At 60.1% G+C, this 16,414-nt stretch carries 14 protein-coding genes; 5 read left to right on the top strand and 9 right to left on the bottom strand.

Going from position 1 to position 16,414, the window contains the following annotated elements:
* Positions 1–4: 4 nt before the first annotated feature.
* From ACZRMS_RS23015 to lpxC, 4 genes are all read left to right on the top strand, one after another.
* Positions 5–871, top strand: a complete 867-nt coding sequence (locus ACZRMS_RS23015) for a cell division protein FtsQ/DivIB (protein WP_463997219.1) — start codon at positions 5–7, stop codon at positions 869–871.
* 15 nt (positions 872–886) lie between these two features.
* The gene (ftsA, locus tag ACZRMS_RS23010) at positions 887–2,146 is read left to right on the top strand and encodes a cell division protein FtsA (protein WP_326398459.1); all 1,260 of its coding nucleotides are present in this window, start codon (positions 887–889) and stop codon (positions 2,144–2,146) included.
* A 72-nt stretch (positions 2,147–2,218) separates the two neighbouring features.
* Entirely contained in the window at positions 2,219–3,433 is a 1,215-nt protein-coding gene (gene ftsZ / locus ACZRMS_RS23005; RefSeq protein WP_048359159.1) for a cell division protein FtsZ, read from the top strand.
* A gap of 112 nt (positions 3,434–3,545) precedes the next feature.
* On the top strand, positions 3,546–4,457 hold the full coding sequence (gene lpxC, locus ACZRMS_RS23000) for a UDP-3-O-acyl-N-acetylglucosamine deacetylase (RefSeq protein WP_019823785.1): 912 nt from the start codon (positions 3,546–3,548) through the stop codon (positions 4,455–4,457).
* Positions 4,458–4,507: 50 nt separating this feature from the next.
* Here the strand turns inward: lpxC and ACZRMS_RS22995 are convergent, their stop codons facing one another.
* From ACZRMS_RS22995 to ACZRMS_RS22965, 7 genes are all read right to left on the bottom strand, one after another.
* Positions 4,508–5,959, bottom strand: a complete 1,452-nt coding sequence (locus tag ACZRMS_RS22995) for a diguanylate cyclase (RefSeq protein ID WP_463997218.1) — start codon at positions 5,957–5,959, stop codon at positions 4,508–4,510.
* 159 nt (positions 5,960–6,118) lie between these two features.
* Positions 6,119–7,438 (bottom strand): OprD family porin, encoded by a 1,320-nt coding sequence (locus tag ACZRMS_RS22990; protein ID WP_463997217.1) that lies wholly within the window; start codon positions 7,436–7,438, stop codon positions 6,119–6,121.
* A gap of 191 nt (positions 7,439–7,629) precedes the next feature.
* Entirely contained in the window at positions 7,630–7,854 is a 225-nt protein-coding gene (locus tag ACZRMS_RS22985; protein WP_463997216.1) for a hypothetical protein, read from the bottom strand.
* A 233-nt stretch (positions 7,855–8,087) separates the two neighbouring features.
* The gene (locus tag ACZRMS_RS22980; RefSeq protein WP_463997215.1) at positions 8,088–9,485 is read right to left on the bottom strand and encodes a heavy metal sensor histidine kinase; all 1,398 of its coding nucleotides are present in this window, start codon (positions 9,483–9,485) and stop codon (positions 8,088–8,090) included.
* Positions 9,460–10,134 (bottom strand): heavy metal response regulator transcription factor, encoded by a 675-nt coding sequence (locus ACZRMS_RS22975; RefSeq protein WP_019823773.1) that lies wholly within the window; start codon positions 10,132–10,134, stop codon positions 9,460–9,462. The genes ACZRMS_RS22980 and ACZRMS_RS22975 overlap by 26 nt, the downstream gene beginning before the upstream one ends.
* 8 nt (positions 10,135–10,142) lie before the next feature.
* On the bottom strand, positions 10,143–13,238 hold the full coding sequence (locus ACZRMS_RS22970) for a multidrug efflux RND transporter permease subunit (RefSeq protein ID WP_463997214.1): 3,096 nt from the start codon (positions 13,236–13,238) through the stop codon (positions 10,143–10,145).
* Positions 13,235–14,380, bottom strand: a complete 1,146-nt coding sequence (locus ACZRMS_RS22965; RefSeq protein ID WP_463997213.1) for an efflux RND transporter periplasmic adaptor subunit — start codon at positions 14,378–14,380, stop codon at positions 13,235–13,237. The genes ACZRMS_RS22970 and ACZRMS_RS22965 overlap by 4 nt, the downstream gene beginning before the upstream one ends.
* A gap of 251 nt (positions 14,381–14,631) precedes the next feature.
* Here ACZRMS_RS22965 and ACZRMS_RS22960 point away from each other — a divergent pair, with 251 nt between their 5' ends.
* Positions 14,632–14,877: a hypothetical protein gene (locus ACZRMS_RS22960; protein ID WP_463997212.1), complete on the top strand. Its 246-nt coding sequence runs from the start codon at positions 14,632–14,634 to the stop codon at positions 14,875–14,877.
* Position 14,878: 1 nt separating this feature from the next.
* On the opposite strand, the gene ACZRMS_RS22955 is transcribed toward ACZRMS_RS22960, so the two are convergent.
* Together ACZRMS_RS22955 and ACZRMS_RS22950 are read right to left on the bottom strand one after the other, a co-directional pair.
* On the bottom strand, positions 14,879–15,352 hold the full coding sequence (locus ACZRMS_RS22955) for a GNAT family N-acetyltransferase (RefSeq protein WP_463997211.1): 474 nt from the start codon (positions 15,350–15,352) through the stop codon (positions 14,879–14,881).
* A 5-nt stretch (positions 15,353–15,357) separates the two neighbouring features.
* The gene (locus ACZRMS_RS22950) at positions 15,358–16,257 is read right to left on the bottom strand and encodes a chemotaxis protein CheW (protein ID WP_463997210.1); all 900 of its coding nucleotides are present in this window, start codon (positions 16,255–16,257) and stop codon (positions 15,358–15,360) included.
* Positions 16,258–16,414 lie beyond the last annotated feature (157 nt).

Here is a 16,414-nt window from a genome sequence, read left to right as displayed (position 1 = left end):
GACCATGCAAGGCGCATCGCTTCGTCATCAACCACCCGCTCCCGGCCGCAAGCCGGTGCCGCGTGGCGCCAGCAGGATGGTGGCGAAAGAACCGATGTCGGGGCGTTTGCCAAAAGCCAATTTCGGCTTTTTGAAGGCGTTGTTCTGGCCGGTGCTGCTGGTTGCGCTGGGGTATGGCACCTACGAAGGTGCGCAGCGTTTGCTGCCTTATGCCGATCGGCCGATCACCAACATCAATGTGCAGGGTGATCTGACTTATATCAGCCAGCAAGCCGTACAGCAGCGCATCGCCCCGTATGCGGCGGCGAGTTTCTTCACGGTCGACCTGGCAGGCATGCGCACCGAGCTTGAGCAAATGCCCTGGATCGCCCACGCCGAAGTACGTCGGGTATGGCCGGACCAGGTGGTGATTCGCCTTGAAGAGCAACTGCCGGTTGCCCGTTGGGGCGACGAGGCATTGTTGAACAACCAGGGGCAGGCGTTTACGCCCCGCGAGTTGGCCAACTACGAACATTTGCCGCAGCTGTTTGGCCCACAACGGGCCCAGCAGCAAGTGATGCAGCAGTATCAGGTGTTGAGCCAGATGCTGCGTCCGATGGGCTTCTCCATTGCCCGGCTGGAATTGCGTGAGCGCGGCAGCTGGTTCCTGACCACCGGAGCCGGCAGTGCAGGACCCGGGATCGAGTTGCTGTTGGGACGCGATCACCTGGTAGAGAAGATGCGTCGCTTCATAGCCATCTATGAAAAAACGTTGAAAGAACAGATTACAAACATAGCGCGCATCGATTTGCGTTATGCCAACGGATTGGCCGTCGGCTGGCGGGAACCTGTGGCACCCACGATAGCCCAACCCGCTGTCGCGAAGAATTAAGAAGAGGCAGGACCCATGGCAAACGTGCAAAGCGGGAAAATGATCGTCGGTCTCGATATCGGCACCTCCAAAGTGGTGGCGCTGGTGGGCGAGGTCGGGGAAGACGGCACAATCGAAATCGTCGGTATTGGCACGCATCCGTCCCGTGGCCTGAAGAAAGGCGTGGTGGTGAACATCGAGTCCACCGTGCAATCGATCCAGCGCGCCATCGAAGAAGCGCAGCTGATGGCCGGTTGCCGGATCCACTCGGCGTTTGTCGGTGTGGCCGGTAATCACATTCGCAGCCTGAACTCCCACGGCATCGTGGCGATTCGGGACCGTGAAGTCAGCTCGGCCGACCTTGAGCGCGTCCTCGATGCCGCCCAGGCTGTCGCGATTCCGGCTGACCAGCGTGTACTTCACACCCTGGCCCAGGACTACGTGATCGACAACCAGGAAGGCGTTCGCGAGCCACTGGGCATGTCGGGCGTACGTCTGGAAGCCAAGGTGCACGTAGTGACCTGCGCGGTGAATGCGGCACAGAACATCGAGAAGTGCGTACGCCGCTGTGGGCTTGAGGTGGACGACATCATCCTCGAGCAACTGGCATCGGCTTACTCGGTACTGACCGATGACGAAAAAGAACTGGGCGTATGCCTGGTTGACATCGGCGGCGGTACTACCGACATCGCGATCTTCACCGAGGGCGCCATTCGCCACACGGCGGTGATCCCGATTGCGGGTGATCAGGTGACCAACGACATCGCAATGGCGCTGCGTACACCGACCCAGTACGCCGAAGAAATCAAGATTCGTTACGCCTGTGCACTGGCCAAACTGGCTGGCGCCGGCGAAACCATCAAGGTGCCAAGCGTGGGCGATCGTCCACCGCGTGAGCTGTCCCGTCAGGCATTGGCCGAAGTGGTCGAGCCGCGTTACGACGAGCTGTTCACCCTGATTCAGGCAGAGCTGCGTCGCAGCGGCTACGAAGATCTGATCCCGGCAGGCATCGTCCTGACTGGCGGTACTTCGAAGATGGAAGGTGCGGTCGAACTGGCCGAAGAGATCTTCCACATGCCGGTCCGTCTGGGCGTGCCGCACAGCTTCAAGGGCTTGACCGACGTTGTGCGCAATCCGATTTACTCCACCGCTGTGGGCTTGTTGCTGTACGGGCTGCAAAAGCAGTCAGACGGTATCTCCATATCGGGTATCAGCAACCGCGACAACTACAGCAGTGACGAACAAAAAGCCCCTGTGCTTGAGCGCCTTAAGCGCTGGGTCCAGGGCAACTTTTAAGGCTTGAGCGGTAACAGATTCAAAGCAGTAGAAGTAGGCGAAAAAAACTAGAGAACTGAAAGGAGAGGGACCATGTTCGAACTCGTAGACAACATCCCGCAAAGCCCGGTAATCAAGGTTATCGGTGTGGGTGGTGGCGGTGGCAATGCTGTTAACCATATGGTTAAGAGCAACATCGAAGGTGTGGAATTCATCTGCGCCAACACTGACGCACAAGCGCTGAAAAGCATCGGCGCCCGTACCATCCTGCAATTGGGTACCGGTGTGACCAAGGGCCTGGGTGCCGGCGCGAATCCTGAGGTCGGTCGTCAGGCCGCTCTGGAAGACCGCGAGCGCATCGCGGAAGTGTTGCAGGGCACCAATATGGTGTTCATCACCACGGGCATGGGCGGTGGTACCGGTACCGGTGCTGCGCCGATCATTGCCGAAGTGGCCAAGGAAATGGGGATTCTCACCGTTGCGGTGGTGACTCGTCCGTTCCCGTTCGAAGGTCGCAAGCGCATGCAGATCGCTGACGAAGGTATTCGTCTGCTGTCCGAAAGCGTCGATTCGTTGATCACGATTCCGAACGAAAAACTGCTGACCATCCTCGGCAAGGACGCAAGCCTGCTGTCGGCTTTCGCCAAGGCCGATGACGTGCTGGCGGGTGCCGTTCGCGGTATCTCCGACATCATCAAGCGTCCGGGCATGATCAACGTCGACTTTGCCGACGTGCGTACCGTGATGAGCGAAATGGGCATGGCGATGATGGGCACTGGCTGCGCCAGCGGTCCGAACCGTGCACGTGAAGCGACCGAAGCGGCCATTCGCAACCCGTTGCTTGAAGACGTGAACCTGGAAGGCGCTCGCGGCATCCTGGTAAACATCACCGCCGGTCCTGACCTGTCCCTGGGTGAGTACTCCGACGTGGGTAGCATCATCGAAGCCTTCGCTTCCGAGCACGCGATGGTCAAGGTCGGTACCGTTATCGATCCGGACATGCGCGACGAACTGCATGTGACCGTGGTTGCGACCGGTCTGGGCGCAAAAATCGAGAAGCCGGTCAAGGTTATCGACAACAGCGTTCAAACTTCGTACGCCGCCTCTTCGGCACACAGCGCTACTGCTCGTCAGGAAGCCCGTACCGAGCGTCAGGAACAACCGGTGGTCAACTACCGTGATCTGGACCGCCCGACTGTGATGCGTAATCAGGCCCAGCAAGGCGCGACGACCGCTGCCAAGCTCAATCCTCAAGACGATCTGGACTACCTGGACATCCCGGCTTTCCTGCGTCGACAGGCTGATTAATGATGTCAATCAGGGGGATTAAGGTGATTGGTATTCAGCAAAGGCTCGGTCTGCTATTATCCCCAGCCTTTGTTGATACCTATTCGCAATTTGCGCTGAAGCGGCCAATGCCATGATTAAGCAACGCACCCTGAAAAATATTATCCGTGCCACAGGTGTCGGCCTGCACTCCGGTGAAAAGGTCTACCTGACCCTTAAGCCTGCTCCTGTGGATACCGGCATCGTGTTTTGTCGTGCAGACCTTGACCCTGTTGTGCAGATTCCTGCCCGCGCGGAAAACGTCGGCGAGACAACGATGTCGACCACGTTGGTCAACGGCGACGTAAAAGTAGACACGGTAGAGCACTTGCTCTCGGCCATGGCTGGCCTGGGGATCGATAACGCCTACGTCGAACTCTCCGCGTCTGAAGTCCCGATTATGGACGGTAGCGCCGGACCTTTCGTGTTCCTGATTCAATCTGCCGGCCTGGAAGAACAGGACGCGCCGAAGAAGTTCATCCGTATCCTGCGTGAAGTGACAGTGGAAGATGGCGACAAGCGCGCCACTTTCGTCCCTTTCGAAGGCTTCAAGGTGAGCTTCGAGATCGATTTCGATCACCCGGTTTTCCGTAATCGCACCCAAAGCGCAACCGTGGATTTCTCAAGCACTTCGTTTGTAAAAGAAGTCAGCCGCGCGCGTACTTTTGGTTTCATGAGTGATATCGAGTACCTGCGCAAGCACAACCTCGCACTCGGCGGTAGCGTTGAAAACGCGATCGTGGTCGATGCGGATGGTGTACTGAACGAAGACGGCCTTCGCTATGAAGACGAATTCGTGAAGCACAAGATCCTCGACGCCATTGGCGACCTCTACCTGTTGGGCAACAGCCTGATTGGTGAGTTCAAGGGCTTCAAGTCTGGCCATGCACTGAACAACCAGCTGATTCGCAAGCTGCTTGAGCAGACCGATGCGTGGGAAGTCGTGACCTTTGAAGATGCCAGCACTGCACCGATCTCGTACATGCGTCCGGTTGCGGCAGTTTAAGTAAAACTTCTTTCTCTAGTTTTTGAAGGCCACCTCCGGGTGGCCTTTTTTTATGGCGCGGGTTTGGTTTTTAGCGCGTTAAGCCCGGTTTCATTGATGTCCATGACCCGATTGCGCCCACGTTTCTTGGCCTGATAAAGGGCCCTGTCGGCGGTGCTGAGCAGTTCTTCCTGGTTGTCACCGGGCTTGGCGTAGCGGGAACAGGTGCCCACGCTGACCGTGAGCCTGGTGGTATGCGGGTTGGCAGGCTCCATCTGCTCGACAGCTGCCCGAATTTTCTCCGCCAGCAGCCGGGTGCCCGCCGCATCGGTTTCTGTGAGGACCACGGCAAACTCTTCGCCCCCATAGCGAGCGGCCAGGTCGGCGGGGCGGCGGACATGAGCCTTGATCTGCTGCGCCACCTGGCGCAGGGCCTCGTCTCCGGCCTGGTGGCCGTAGTTGTCGTTGAAGGCCTTGAAGTGGTCGATATCAATCATCATCAGCGACAGCGGCGCGCCGGAGCGTTGTGCGCGCCGCCATTCCAGATCCAGGGTGGTGTCCAGCATCCGGCGATTGGCCAGCCCGGTCAGCGGGTCGGTTGCAGCCAGGGCGGCAAGTTCGCGTTCGGCCTGTTGGCGCAGGCGCAGCTCGCGCGTCAGCATCCAGGTGAGCCACAGCATGCCCAGGCACAGCAGCAGGGTTGCAGTGCCGATCAGGGCGGCGGTGTGGCGCCAGTTGCTGAAAATATGCTCGGTCGACAAGGCAACCACGACCACCATGGGCAAGTCGCTGATCTGGGCAAAGTTGTACAGCCGCTCCAGGTGATAGAGCCCGGACATGGCGGTAAAGCTGCCATAGCGCTCATTGAGAAAGCGCAAAAAGATCGGCCGCTCACTCAGGTCCTGACCGGTAAAGGTTTTGTCGGTCGCCGGGTACTGAATCAGCAAGATGCCGTCCGTACTGACCAGGCTGATGTTGCCGGTTGGTCCCAGGTCCAGGCCGCGGAACAGGTTCTGGAAGTAGGCCATTCTCATCTGGGCCACGACAACGCCCCCGAACGAGCCGTCCGGGGCAGAGATTCTTCGGCTCAGCAGCAGGGTCCAGTCATTGGTGGACTGATTGGTGAGGACGGGGCGGCTGATGAAAATCTTGTCGCTTTGCACCTTGCTATGAGCCTTGAACCAGGGTTGCTGGCTGGCATTGTCCAGTGAGGGTGTGCCCGGGCGAGAGCTGGCAATCAGCTTGCCCTTGGCATCCAGCACAAAGAACCCGGCATTGGACGGCGCCTCGGAGGCTCTGTCGAAGAGCAATGGCTGTTGCGTCTGTGGTGAGAGCGAGGCCAGTGCCTGGCTTTGCACCAGATTGACCAGGTTGATGAGCGCGGAGTCATAGATCGAGAGGGTGTTGCGGATATCACGGCTGATCAGTTGCACGATGTTCAGGGCCGAGCGTGCAGCATCCTCTTCAGTGTTGCGGTACTCCCGGACCAGTAAATAGCCAACGATGCTGAGAATGGCAACCACCGAGAGGGCGCTGGCCCCGACCAGCCTGCGCCGAGTGATGATGTGTGTTCGCGTGGAGAATGGAATGGCCTTACCCTCACAGATACGAATCGTGCCCAGCCATAAGGTGTCGCCTTACAGAGATAAGGCCAGCTAAAAAGCTGGCCTTATGGTCACGGATTAAAACACATCAATAGGATAGTCGACGATCACCCGATACTCATCGACATCGTTGTCAACGCTCTGGTACGCGGTATTTCCGCGGTTCGTGGCCCAGCGCAGACTCACCGCCAGGTCCTTGGCCTTGCCTTCCTGGATCACGTATTTGAGCCCCAGGTCGCGCTCCCAGTGGTGGGCGTTCTTGCCCTCGGGGTTGTACCAGTTGCTGTAGCCGATGCTGTTGGAATCAGCCTTGGTCAGATCCAGCTCCCCGCGTGAGTACGAGGCACTGCCCGTCAGGCCGGCGATGCCGATCCCGGCAAAGTCATATTCGTATTGCAGCTTCCAGGAGCGCTCGTTCGGGCCGTTGAAGTCCGAGTACTGCTGTGAGTTGTCGAGGTAAACGCTGTCGCCCTGGTAGAGGTAGTCAAAGGGCGTGTTGCCGTTGACCCGCTGGTAAACCGCCGTCACCTTGTGCCCGTCCACGCCGACTGCAAAGTGCAGGCTGAAGGTGTTGTTGTCGATGTCCCCCAGCAGCGCCTTGCCGGTGTCCTGGGTGTGATAGAAGTGCAGGCCGGGGTTCAGGCTGATGCTGTCGCTCAGCGCATAGGTGTAATCCAGGTCGTAGTAGTACTGGTTCCAGATGTCTTGCAATTGGGCTGCATACAGATTGCTGGTGATCTCGGGTACACCGCTCCACGATACCCCGGCCCAGGTGATGTGCTTGCTGCTCTGGTCGCCCAGATCGCCGTAAGTGGTGGTCAGGCGGCGCATGCCACTCTGGTTGTACGGTTTCTCGAAGCTGACCTGGCCGCCTTCGAACATCCAGCCCTCGAAGCTGTTATTGGTCAGGCTGACGCCGCGGAAGGTCTGCGGCAGCATGCGCGACTCACCGCCGGCAATCACCGGGTTTGTCAGGAACATGTCGCCCGCCTTGAGCTCGGTATCGAACGCCCGCATTTTCAGCGCCGCCCCGGCTGAGGAGAATGCGGTTGGCGCTTTGCCGTTGCCATCACTGACCGGCAGGATGCTGCTGCCATCCGTGCCCCCGCCGCCATCGAGTTTGAGCCCGAGCAGGGCGTACGCATCCAGACCGAAGCCGACCGTGCCCTGGGTGAAGCCCGACTCGAATTTGCCGATAAAACCTTGCCCCCACTCTTTGCTGTCCTCTGCATGGGGGCTGCGGATGTCGTGGTTCATGTAGTAATTGCGGGCGTTGACTTTCAGGCTTGAGCCTTCGATAAAGCCGTCTTTTGAGGCTTCGTCACCTGCATGGGCGTAAGTGGGGATCGTTGCAGCCAGGGCAATGAATAACGGACTGAGTTTTAGTGAGTACTTCACCAGTGAGTTGCTCCTTGAAAGTGGCGGCAGTTGTTATTTTGATCAAAAAAACAGTTCTTGTTTGATCGCACTACAAAGAGGCAGTGCTTTTTTTTTAAACAAAAAAAAGCCGCTATGATAGCGGCTTTTGAAACAATCAGTCACATGCGTGGCATGGGACTGACTGGGTCGGGAAGTCTGAAGGCGTTGGATCAGCTGTCTTTCGCTTCATCCGAAACGTTGGCTTTGGCCTGTGTTTGCTGGGACTTGGCGTCGTTTTGGTGACGTGCCGTCAGCTCTGCCTGGTTCTGTTCAAAAGAAGCTGCGCGAGCCGCATTTTGTGCGACGAATGCAGGGGATTCTTCCGCCATGGCCAAGGGCGACAACAACAAAGACGACAAAACGAAAACGCTAGCCATACCCATACTGGTGGACATTTCAAAGACCTTCTTGCTGAGCAAGTTGTGTGTGATGGGCTAAATCTATAGCGGTGCGAGGTGGCGAAAAAGCCTTGTTTTGGACAAGGACTTTTGCGTTTTAGGTAACAAATGCTGTGAGCCGCTGGCTAGACGCATCCCCCTGTGGGAGCGGGCTTGCTCGCGATGCAGACGCCTCGGTCAGCCAGGTCAATCAAGGCGATGCCATCGCGAGCAAGCCCGCTCCCACAGGGTCACGTCGGCAAGTACAACCCGAATGTATTGCGCCCGCCGCCGCTATGCACAAACACTTCTCCTCCATGCATTTGCGCGATGGCCTTGACGATTGCCAGCCCCAGCCCGTGATTGGCACCGCTGTTGTGGCGCGAGGCGTCCACGCGATAGAAACGCTCGAACAAGCGCGGCAGATGCTCGGCGGCAATCGGCTGGCCCGGGTTGCTGATGCTGACGGTCACGCCTTCGGGGGTGCGGGCGATCAGTACGTCGATGGATTGCCCGGCAGCGGTGTGCTGCACGGCGTTGTTCAGCAAGTTGATCAGCGCCCGGCGCAGGTGAGGCTTTTCGATACTGACTTCAGCGTCGCCACTGACCCGCACCTGTACTTGTGCGTCCTCAAGGATGAACTCCAGGTAGTCCAGGGTCGTTTTCACTTCGTCCGCCAGGGAGGCGCGGGTCAGTTTGCTGGCCTTGCTGCCCTGGTCGGCACTGGCCAGAAACAGCATGTCATTGATGATGTTGCGCAGCCGCTCCAGCTCTTCAAGGTTGGATTGCAGCACCTCGAAGTAATGCTCGGCCGAACGCCCGCGGGTCAGTGCAACCTGGGTCTGGCCAATCAGGTTGGTCAGGGGCGAGCGCAGTTCGTGGGCCACGTCGGCATTGAATGATTCCAGTCGGGTATAGGCCTGCTCGACCCGGTCCAGAGTCGAGTTAAAGGCGCTGACTAACTGGTCCAGCTCCGGCGCCAGTGGCGCAAGGTGCAAGCGCCCGGACAACCGCGGCGGGGCCAGTTTTTGCGCTTCTTCAGACAACTTGATCAGCGGCTTGAGGCCGATCCGCGCCACCCAGTAGCCCAGCGCCGAGGCCAGCAACACGCCGATTGTCGCCAGGCTGATGAGGGCAATCAGCAAGTGGTGCTGGGTCTGGCGGAAGGTCCGGGTATCGATGCCGATCACAAAGCGCAGCGCCGGGCGTTGTTCCTTGGCCGGTACCTCGCTGATCAGCACCTTGAACGGGTACGCCTGGCCGGGTAACTGCACGTCCTGCACGCCGGTCTGCCCTTGGGCAAGCTCGCGGACCCGGGCCTCGGGGTTGCCGTATTCATAGGCGGGGTCCGGGCTGATGGCCCAAAACCGGATGCGCTTGTCTTCTTCACTGAGCAGTTTGAGCTTGGTGCTCATCTTGGCCCAGTGTTCGGGGTTGCCGTAGCGGTTTATCGAAGACTCAAGCACGCTGTATCGGGCTTCCAGCTCTGCTTCGGGCAGACGGCCGATGCTTTTGTCGACCTGCTGGTACAGCGCACCGCCGATCAACACAAAGACCAGCAACGCCACCAGGGTAAACATCGCGCTCAAGCGCAAGGCGATGGAGTCCAGGTGTTTGGGCCGCTTAAACACCGCGCCGCTCCAGCACATAACCCATGCCGCGAATGGTGTGCAGCAGCTTGTGTTCGAACGGCCCGTCGAGCTTGGCCCGCAGCCGTTTGATTGCGACTTCGACCACGTTGGCGTCGCTGTCGAAATTGATGTCCCAGACCATCTCGGCGATGGCGGTTTTGGAGAGGATTTCACCCTGACGCCGCGCCAGCACGCTGAGCAGTGAAAACTCCTTGGCGGTCAGGTCAAGACGGGCGCCGGCGCGACTGGCCTTGCGGCTGATCAGGTCAATCCACAGGTCATCCACCGTCACTTGCACCGGCTCGTGGCCACCGCTGCGGCGGGTCAAGGCCTGCAGACGGGCCACCAGCTCCAGAAACGAAAACGGCTTGCCCAGGTAATCGTCGGCACCTTCGCGCAAACCGCGAATGCGGTCTTCGACCCGCTCGCGGGCGGTGAGCATGATCACCGGGGTTTGCTTGCGCGCGCGCAGGGCCCGCAGTACGCCAAAGCCGTCGAGCCCCGGGAGCATCACATCGAGCACGATCACCGCGTAATCGCTCTCCATCGCCAGGTGCAAACCTTCGATCCCGTCCCGGGCCACATCCACCGTATAACCCTGCTCGGTCAGGCCGCGGTGCAGGTAGTCGGCGGTTTTCTCTTCATCTTCAATAATCAGAACGCGCATAACCCGCCTCAGTGATTCGTCGTCAGCACACTGACGGGTTTGGAACGATGGAATAACCGTTCAAGCCACAAGTATATGACTGGCGTGGTAAACAGCGTCAGCGCCTGGCTCACCAGCAACCCGCCCACCACGGCAATCCCCAGTGGCTGGCGCAGTTCGGCGCCGGTGCCGTAGCCGAGCATCAGCGGCAGGGCGCCAAGCAGGGCGGCGAGGGTGGTCATGATGATGGGCCGGAACCGCGTAATGCACGCCTGGTAGATGGCCTCTTCGGGGCTCAAACCGCGGTTGCGCTGGGCATCGAGGGCAAAGTCGATCATCAGGATGCCGTTCTTCTTGACGATACCGATCAGCAGCACCAGCCCTATCAGCGCCATGATCGAAAAGTCCTGGCCGCAGATCCACAGCATCAATAGCGCCCCGACCCCTGCCGATGGCAGGGTCGAAATGATGGTCAGCGGGTGCACAAAGCTTTCATAGAGCACCCCCAGAATGATGTAAACCGCGACCAGTGCCGCCAGGATCAGCCACGGCTGGCTGGCCAGCGAGCTCTGGAACGCCTGGGCGGCACCCTGGAAGTTGCCGCTGATGGTGCTCGGCATGCCGATTTCGTTTTTCGCCTGATTGAGCATCAGTACCGCATCGCCCAGGGCCACGCCGGGGGCGAGGTTGAATGACAGATTGGCGGCCGGGAACATGCCGTCATGGCTGATTGAAAGGGGCCCGCTGGTGGGCGCATCGACCCTGGCCACGGCCGACAGCGGCACCATGTCCCCGGTCAGCGGCGAGCGCAGATAGAAGTAGTTCAGGCTCTCGGCCTTGCCGCGCTGTTGTGCGTCCACTTCCAGGATCACGTTGTACTGATTGGTCTCGGTCTGGAACTCATTGACCTGACGCTGGCCAAACGCGTCGTACAGCGCCTCATCGACATCGGTGGCGGTGAGGCCGAAGCGGGCCGCGGCGTTACGGTCGATGCTGAGGTGGGTGATGCTGCCGCCCAGTTGCAGGTCGTTGGACAAGTCGCGAAATGCCGGGTTGGTACGCAGCTTTTCGGTCAGGCGCTGGGTCCAGGTGGTGAGCGTCGGTCCGTCGTTGCTCTTGAGCACATATTGATACTGGCTGCGGCTTGGCCCTGAACTGAGGTTGATGTCCTGCCCGGCGCGCAGGTACAGCACGATGCCCGGGACCTTGGCCAGTTGCGGGCGAATCCGGTCGATAAACTGACTGGCCGACACATCGCGATCCCCCCGGTCCTTGAGGGCAATCCAGAACCGGCCGTTGGCGATGGTCTGGTTGCTGCCGGTCACACCCACCGAATGGGAAAACGCCTGCACGGCAGGGTCGTCACTGACGATTTTGGCCAGCGCCAGATGCTTTTGCATCATGTCCGGGAACGAGATATCCGACGCCGCTTCGCTGGTGCCAAGCACGAAGCCGGTGTCTTGTACCGGGAAGAAGCCTTTGGGGATCAATACATAGCCGGCGATGGCCATGGCCAGCGTCACGCCGAAAACCCCCAGCATCAGGCGCTGGTGGGCCAGGGCCCGTTTCAAGCCCTTTTCATACAGTGCCAGCAAGCGTTCGCCAAAGCCGGGCCGGGCATCGGCTTTATGCACAGGGGAGCGCATGAACAGCGCGGCGAGGGTCGGGGCGAGGGTCAGCGACACCACGACCGAAATCAGGATGGTCGAGGTCGCAGTCAGGGCGAACTCCTTGAACAGCCGCCCGACCACCCCGCCCATGAACAGCAGCGGGATAAACGCCGCCACCAGCGACAAGCTGATGGACACCACGGTGAAGCCAATCTCGCTGGAGCCCTTGATCGCCGCATCGCGCATGCTTTCGCCGGCTTCCAGGTGGCGGTGAATGTTCTCCACCACCACGATCGCATCATCGACCACAAACCCCACGGCCACCACAATCGCCACCAGCGTCAGGTTGTTGAGGCTGAAACCCAGTACGTACATCAACGCAAAACTGGCGATCAGCGACACGCCCAGTACCGCCGACACAATCAGCGTGGCGGACCATTGGCGCAAAAACAGCGCCATCACCGCGACCACCAGCAGTACGGCAATCAGCAGGGTGATTTCCACTTCATGGAGCGAGGCGCGGATGGTTTTGGTCCGGTCGCTCAGCACGGTCACTTCAACCGAAGCCGGGAGCATGGCTTGCAGGCCGGGCAGGGCGGCCTGGATACGGTCCACGGTTTCAACGATATTGGCTCCCGGCTGACGGGATATCACCAGGTTGAGTCCCGGCTGATGCCCGGACCAGGCTTGTACGTAGTCGTTCTCGGCACCGTTGACCACTCGCGCCACGTCACGCAGCTGCACGGGAGCGCCGTCTTTGTACGAGATGATCAACTGCCCGTACTCATCGGCGTCAAACAACTGATCGTTGGTGGACAGGGTGGAAATGCTCGATGGGCCGTACAGCGCACCCTTGGCCAGGTTGAGGCTGGTTTGCTGGATCGCCAGGCGGATGTCGCTCAGGGTCAGGCCAATGGCGGCCAGCTTGTCGGCCGAGGCCTGGACCCGGATTGCCGGGCGTTGCTGGCCGGTGATGTTGATCAGGCCCACGCCGTCGATCTGGCTGATCTGGCGCGCCAGCAGGGTCTCGACGTAATCGCTCAGTTCAGTGCCGGGCATGTGCAGGGAGCTGATGCTCAGGATCAGCACCGGGCTGTCGGCCGGGTTGACCTTCTTCCAGGTCGGCAGGGTCGGCATGTCCTTGGGCAGTTTGCCGGACGCGGTGTTGATCGCCGCCTGCACTTCTTGCGCGGCGGTATCGATGCTTTTGTTCAGGGTGAATTGCAGGGTCAGGGTGGTGGAGCCCAGTGCGCTGCTGGACGTCATCTGGGTCATGCCGGGGATGGCGCTGAATTGCACCTCCAGGGGCGTTGCCACCGATGACGCCATGGTGTCCGGGCTGGCGCCGGGCAGTTGCGCCGACACCTGGATGGTCGGGAACTCGGCTTCGGGCAAGGGCGCGATGGGCAGGCGCGGGAAGGCAATCAGCCCCACCAGCACCAGGGCGAAGGTCAGCAGCACCGTGGCGACCGGGTGGTCGACGCACCAGGCGGACACTGAACGGCTGCGGTTCATGGCTGCACCTGAGCGGCGGGCGGCTCACCCAGCACTTCAACCCGCGACCCCGGTTTGAGTCGCGACTGGCCATCGCTGACCAGTGTGTCGCCGGGCTTGACCCCGGTGATGATGCTTTGTTGGGTGTCCTGATAGACCAGTTGCACGGGCACTGTTTCGACGTGGTCGCCGTTCACCCGGTATACGAAATAGTTGTCCAGCCCGCGCTGCACCACCTGGGGCGGCACCACCAGCGCGTTCTTCGTGAGCCCGGTCTGGATCTCGACATTGACCAGCTGGCCGGGCCATAGCATCTGTTTGGGGTTGTCAAACCGGGCCTTGACCTTGATCGTTCCGGTGGTCGCCGACACCTGATTGTCGATCAGGCTCAAGCGTCCTTCGCCCAACGGCGTGCCGCTGCTGCCGGGGTTGCCGATAAAGGCTTTGACCCGGGCCGGCTCCGTGGCTTCGAGCAAGTCGTGCAAGGTGGGCAACTGTTGCTGGGGTAGCGAAAACTCCACGGCGACAGGGTCTATCTGGGTTACGGAGAACAGCCCCTGGGCATCGCTGACCCGCAAAAAGTTACCCGCATCCACTGCGCGAATCCCCACACGGCCAGTGACCGGAGAGTGGATTTGCGTATATGACAACTGCACCTGCGCCGCCGTGATTGCGGCCTGATCGCCCTGGGCCGTAGCCTTGAGCTGGTTGACCAGCGCCTGTTGCTGGTCGAGGGTCTGTTTGGATACGCCGTCGTCCACGCTCAACAACTGGTAGCGCTTGAGGTTGACCAGAGCGACTTGCAGCAGCGCCTGATTTTGCCCCAGCTGGGCCCTGGCCTGATCGAGGCTGGCCTTGATCGAACGGTCATCCAGGGTCGCCAGCAGGTCGCCGGCCTTGACCGTCTGGCCTTCCTCGACCTGTATGGCCGTGAGGATGCCGTCGATCTGCGGGCGGATCGTCACGCTGTGCAGCGACAACACTGCGCCAATCCCGCTGACATAGCGCGGGACATCCTGCTCCAGCACCTGAACAACCCGTACCGGCACCGGTGCGCCACCTGCGGCAATGCCTGGAACGGTGCGATTGAGCCACCAGAGGCAGCCACCGATCAGGGCAATCACAAGCGCGCCCAGCAAGATTTTTTGGGTTTTATTGGGCATGCCGTATATACGCCGTGTGCGTGGACTGTGGGCTGATCTATCCGTTATAGCGCGCTGACCCGGTCAGTACGGTGACGGCTAACTGACATTGCTGACAGCTAGCTCTGCGAGAAACACCCTTCAGGCCATTTCAGTGGGTGCAAGATTGATGATTTTTTACGACCAGTGAGTGCAACGCACCGCGGGCGCACAGGTATACTGCGCGGCATTGCGCCACTTGGCCTGACTTTTTACCGAATTTCGGAGCTTTCATGACTACTCCTACACAATCGACGGCTCCTGATGCCCCGGGCACTGAACTGGTTGAAAATGAAACCAATCTGGAGACCCCGAAAAAGCCGGTAATTCCAGCGTTCACTTTCCCGTTCAAGCCATCCGAGTTTGCCAAGGCCAAGTCCCAGGGCAAGGCCTACTACCAGAAGAGCGGTCTCGGCGGCCACGACACAACCCCCGGCGCACCGCCACACGGCACCCGCAAAACCATGGGCAAGCGCTGATTCATAGCTCGATGCGCTGCACCTGAACCATCCCGGCCCGCTCGTACAGACGACGGGCCGTGGTGTTGCCCTCCATGACCTTCAGGTCAACACAGGGCTCACCGCGTTGTGCGTACACCTCAAACACCCGGGTCAGCAGCGCCCGGCCAATGCCTTGGCCCTGGTGCCGGGCATGCACCACCAAGTCCTTCAGATAAGCGCTGGTCCAGCCTTGTGCAACCCCCACCACGATGCCTGAGCGCATTGCGATAAAGCACAACTGCGGGTCGAATTCGGCATCGTGCAGCAGGTTGTGACGCCAGTCCTCCAGGGATTCGATACTGCCGCTGCCATCGCTGTAACCCTGGCAGAGCAAGGCATGCACCGGTTGCAGCAACTCATCGCTCAGCGCCACAAGGCTGACATCCGCAGGCCAGTGTGCGGCTGTCAGCGGGCCGGTCAGGTCTTTGCGCAGCAACAGGCAATGCGTGCTCATGGCGCTCAGTAACCTTGCTCGGCAACGGTGCGGGCGGCCAGGATCAGGCACTGGGTCAGTTCCGGTGAGGAAAACTTGGTGAGCACCGCGTTGGCCCCGGCCAGTCGTGCCTTTTCACTGTTCATCGAACTGTTGAGCGAGGTGTGCAGCAACACGTACAGGTGCGCAAAGTCCGGGGTATCACGCACGGTGCGGGTAAAGGCGTAGCCGTCCATTTCGGACATTTCGATATCGGACACCAGCACATTGATCTGATTTTCAGTGCCCTGCAGCTCCAGCAGGCGCTCGATGGCTTCCTTGGCACTGCGCGCCGTGTGGCAGTGCAGGCCCAGGTTGCGCAGGGTAATCACCGATTGTTGCAGCGCCACCTGGCTGTCATCCACCACCAGAATCCGTGCGTTGGCCAGCAGCCTGGTGTCTTCGCGGCTGAGGGTGCCGCCATTGGCTTCAACCTTGGCGGGGGTGATGCCGTGAATCACTTTTTCGATGTCCAGCACCTGCACCAGCACGCCATCGACCTGGGTGACCCCGGTGATGTACGAGCGTCGGCCGGAGCCATAGGGTGGCGGGCGGATATCGGTGCTCAGGCAATGCACGATTTTGCTCACGGCCTGCACGTGCAGGCCCTGCTTGGAGCGGCTGACATCGGTCACGATCAGGCAGCCACCGTCAGGGTCGAGCAGCGGTTGCTCACCGATGGCGCGGCTCAGGTCGATCACCGACAGCGGGGCGCCGCGCAATACCGCAATGCCTTTCACGTTGGGGTGCGACTCGGGCATTTTGGTCAGCGGCGGGCAGGGAATGATCTCGCTGACTTTGAGCAGGTTGATCGCCATCAGCTTGCCGCTGCGCAGCGTGAACAGCAGAAGCGAAAGTGAATCTGCGCGGGCATTGTTAGATGACATAAAAACCTTCTGTTGAGGGGCAGCAATACGGGGTTATCGACCTGAGTGGCGCGGGCTTTAATTTGTGGGAGCGGGCTTGCTCGCGATTGCATCGCCTCGATTTGGCTGGCCGACCGCATCGCCTGCATCGCGAGCAAGCCCGCTCCCACAGTAGGTG

This window comes from Pseudomonas sp. B424, assembly GCF_055408345.1.
This window is presented reverse-complemented; position numbering and strand designations above follow the sequence as displayed.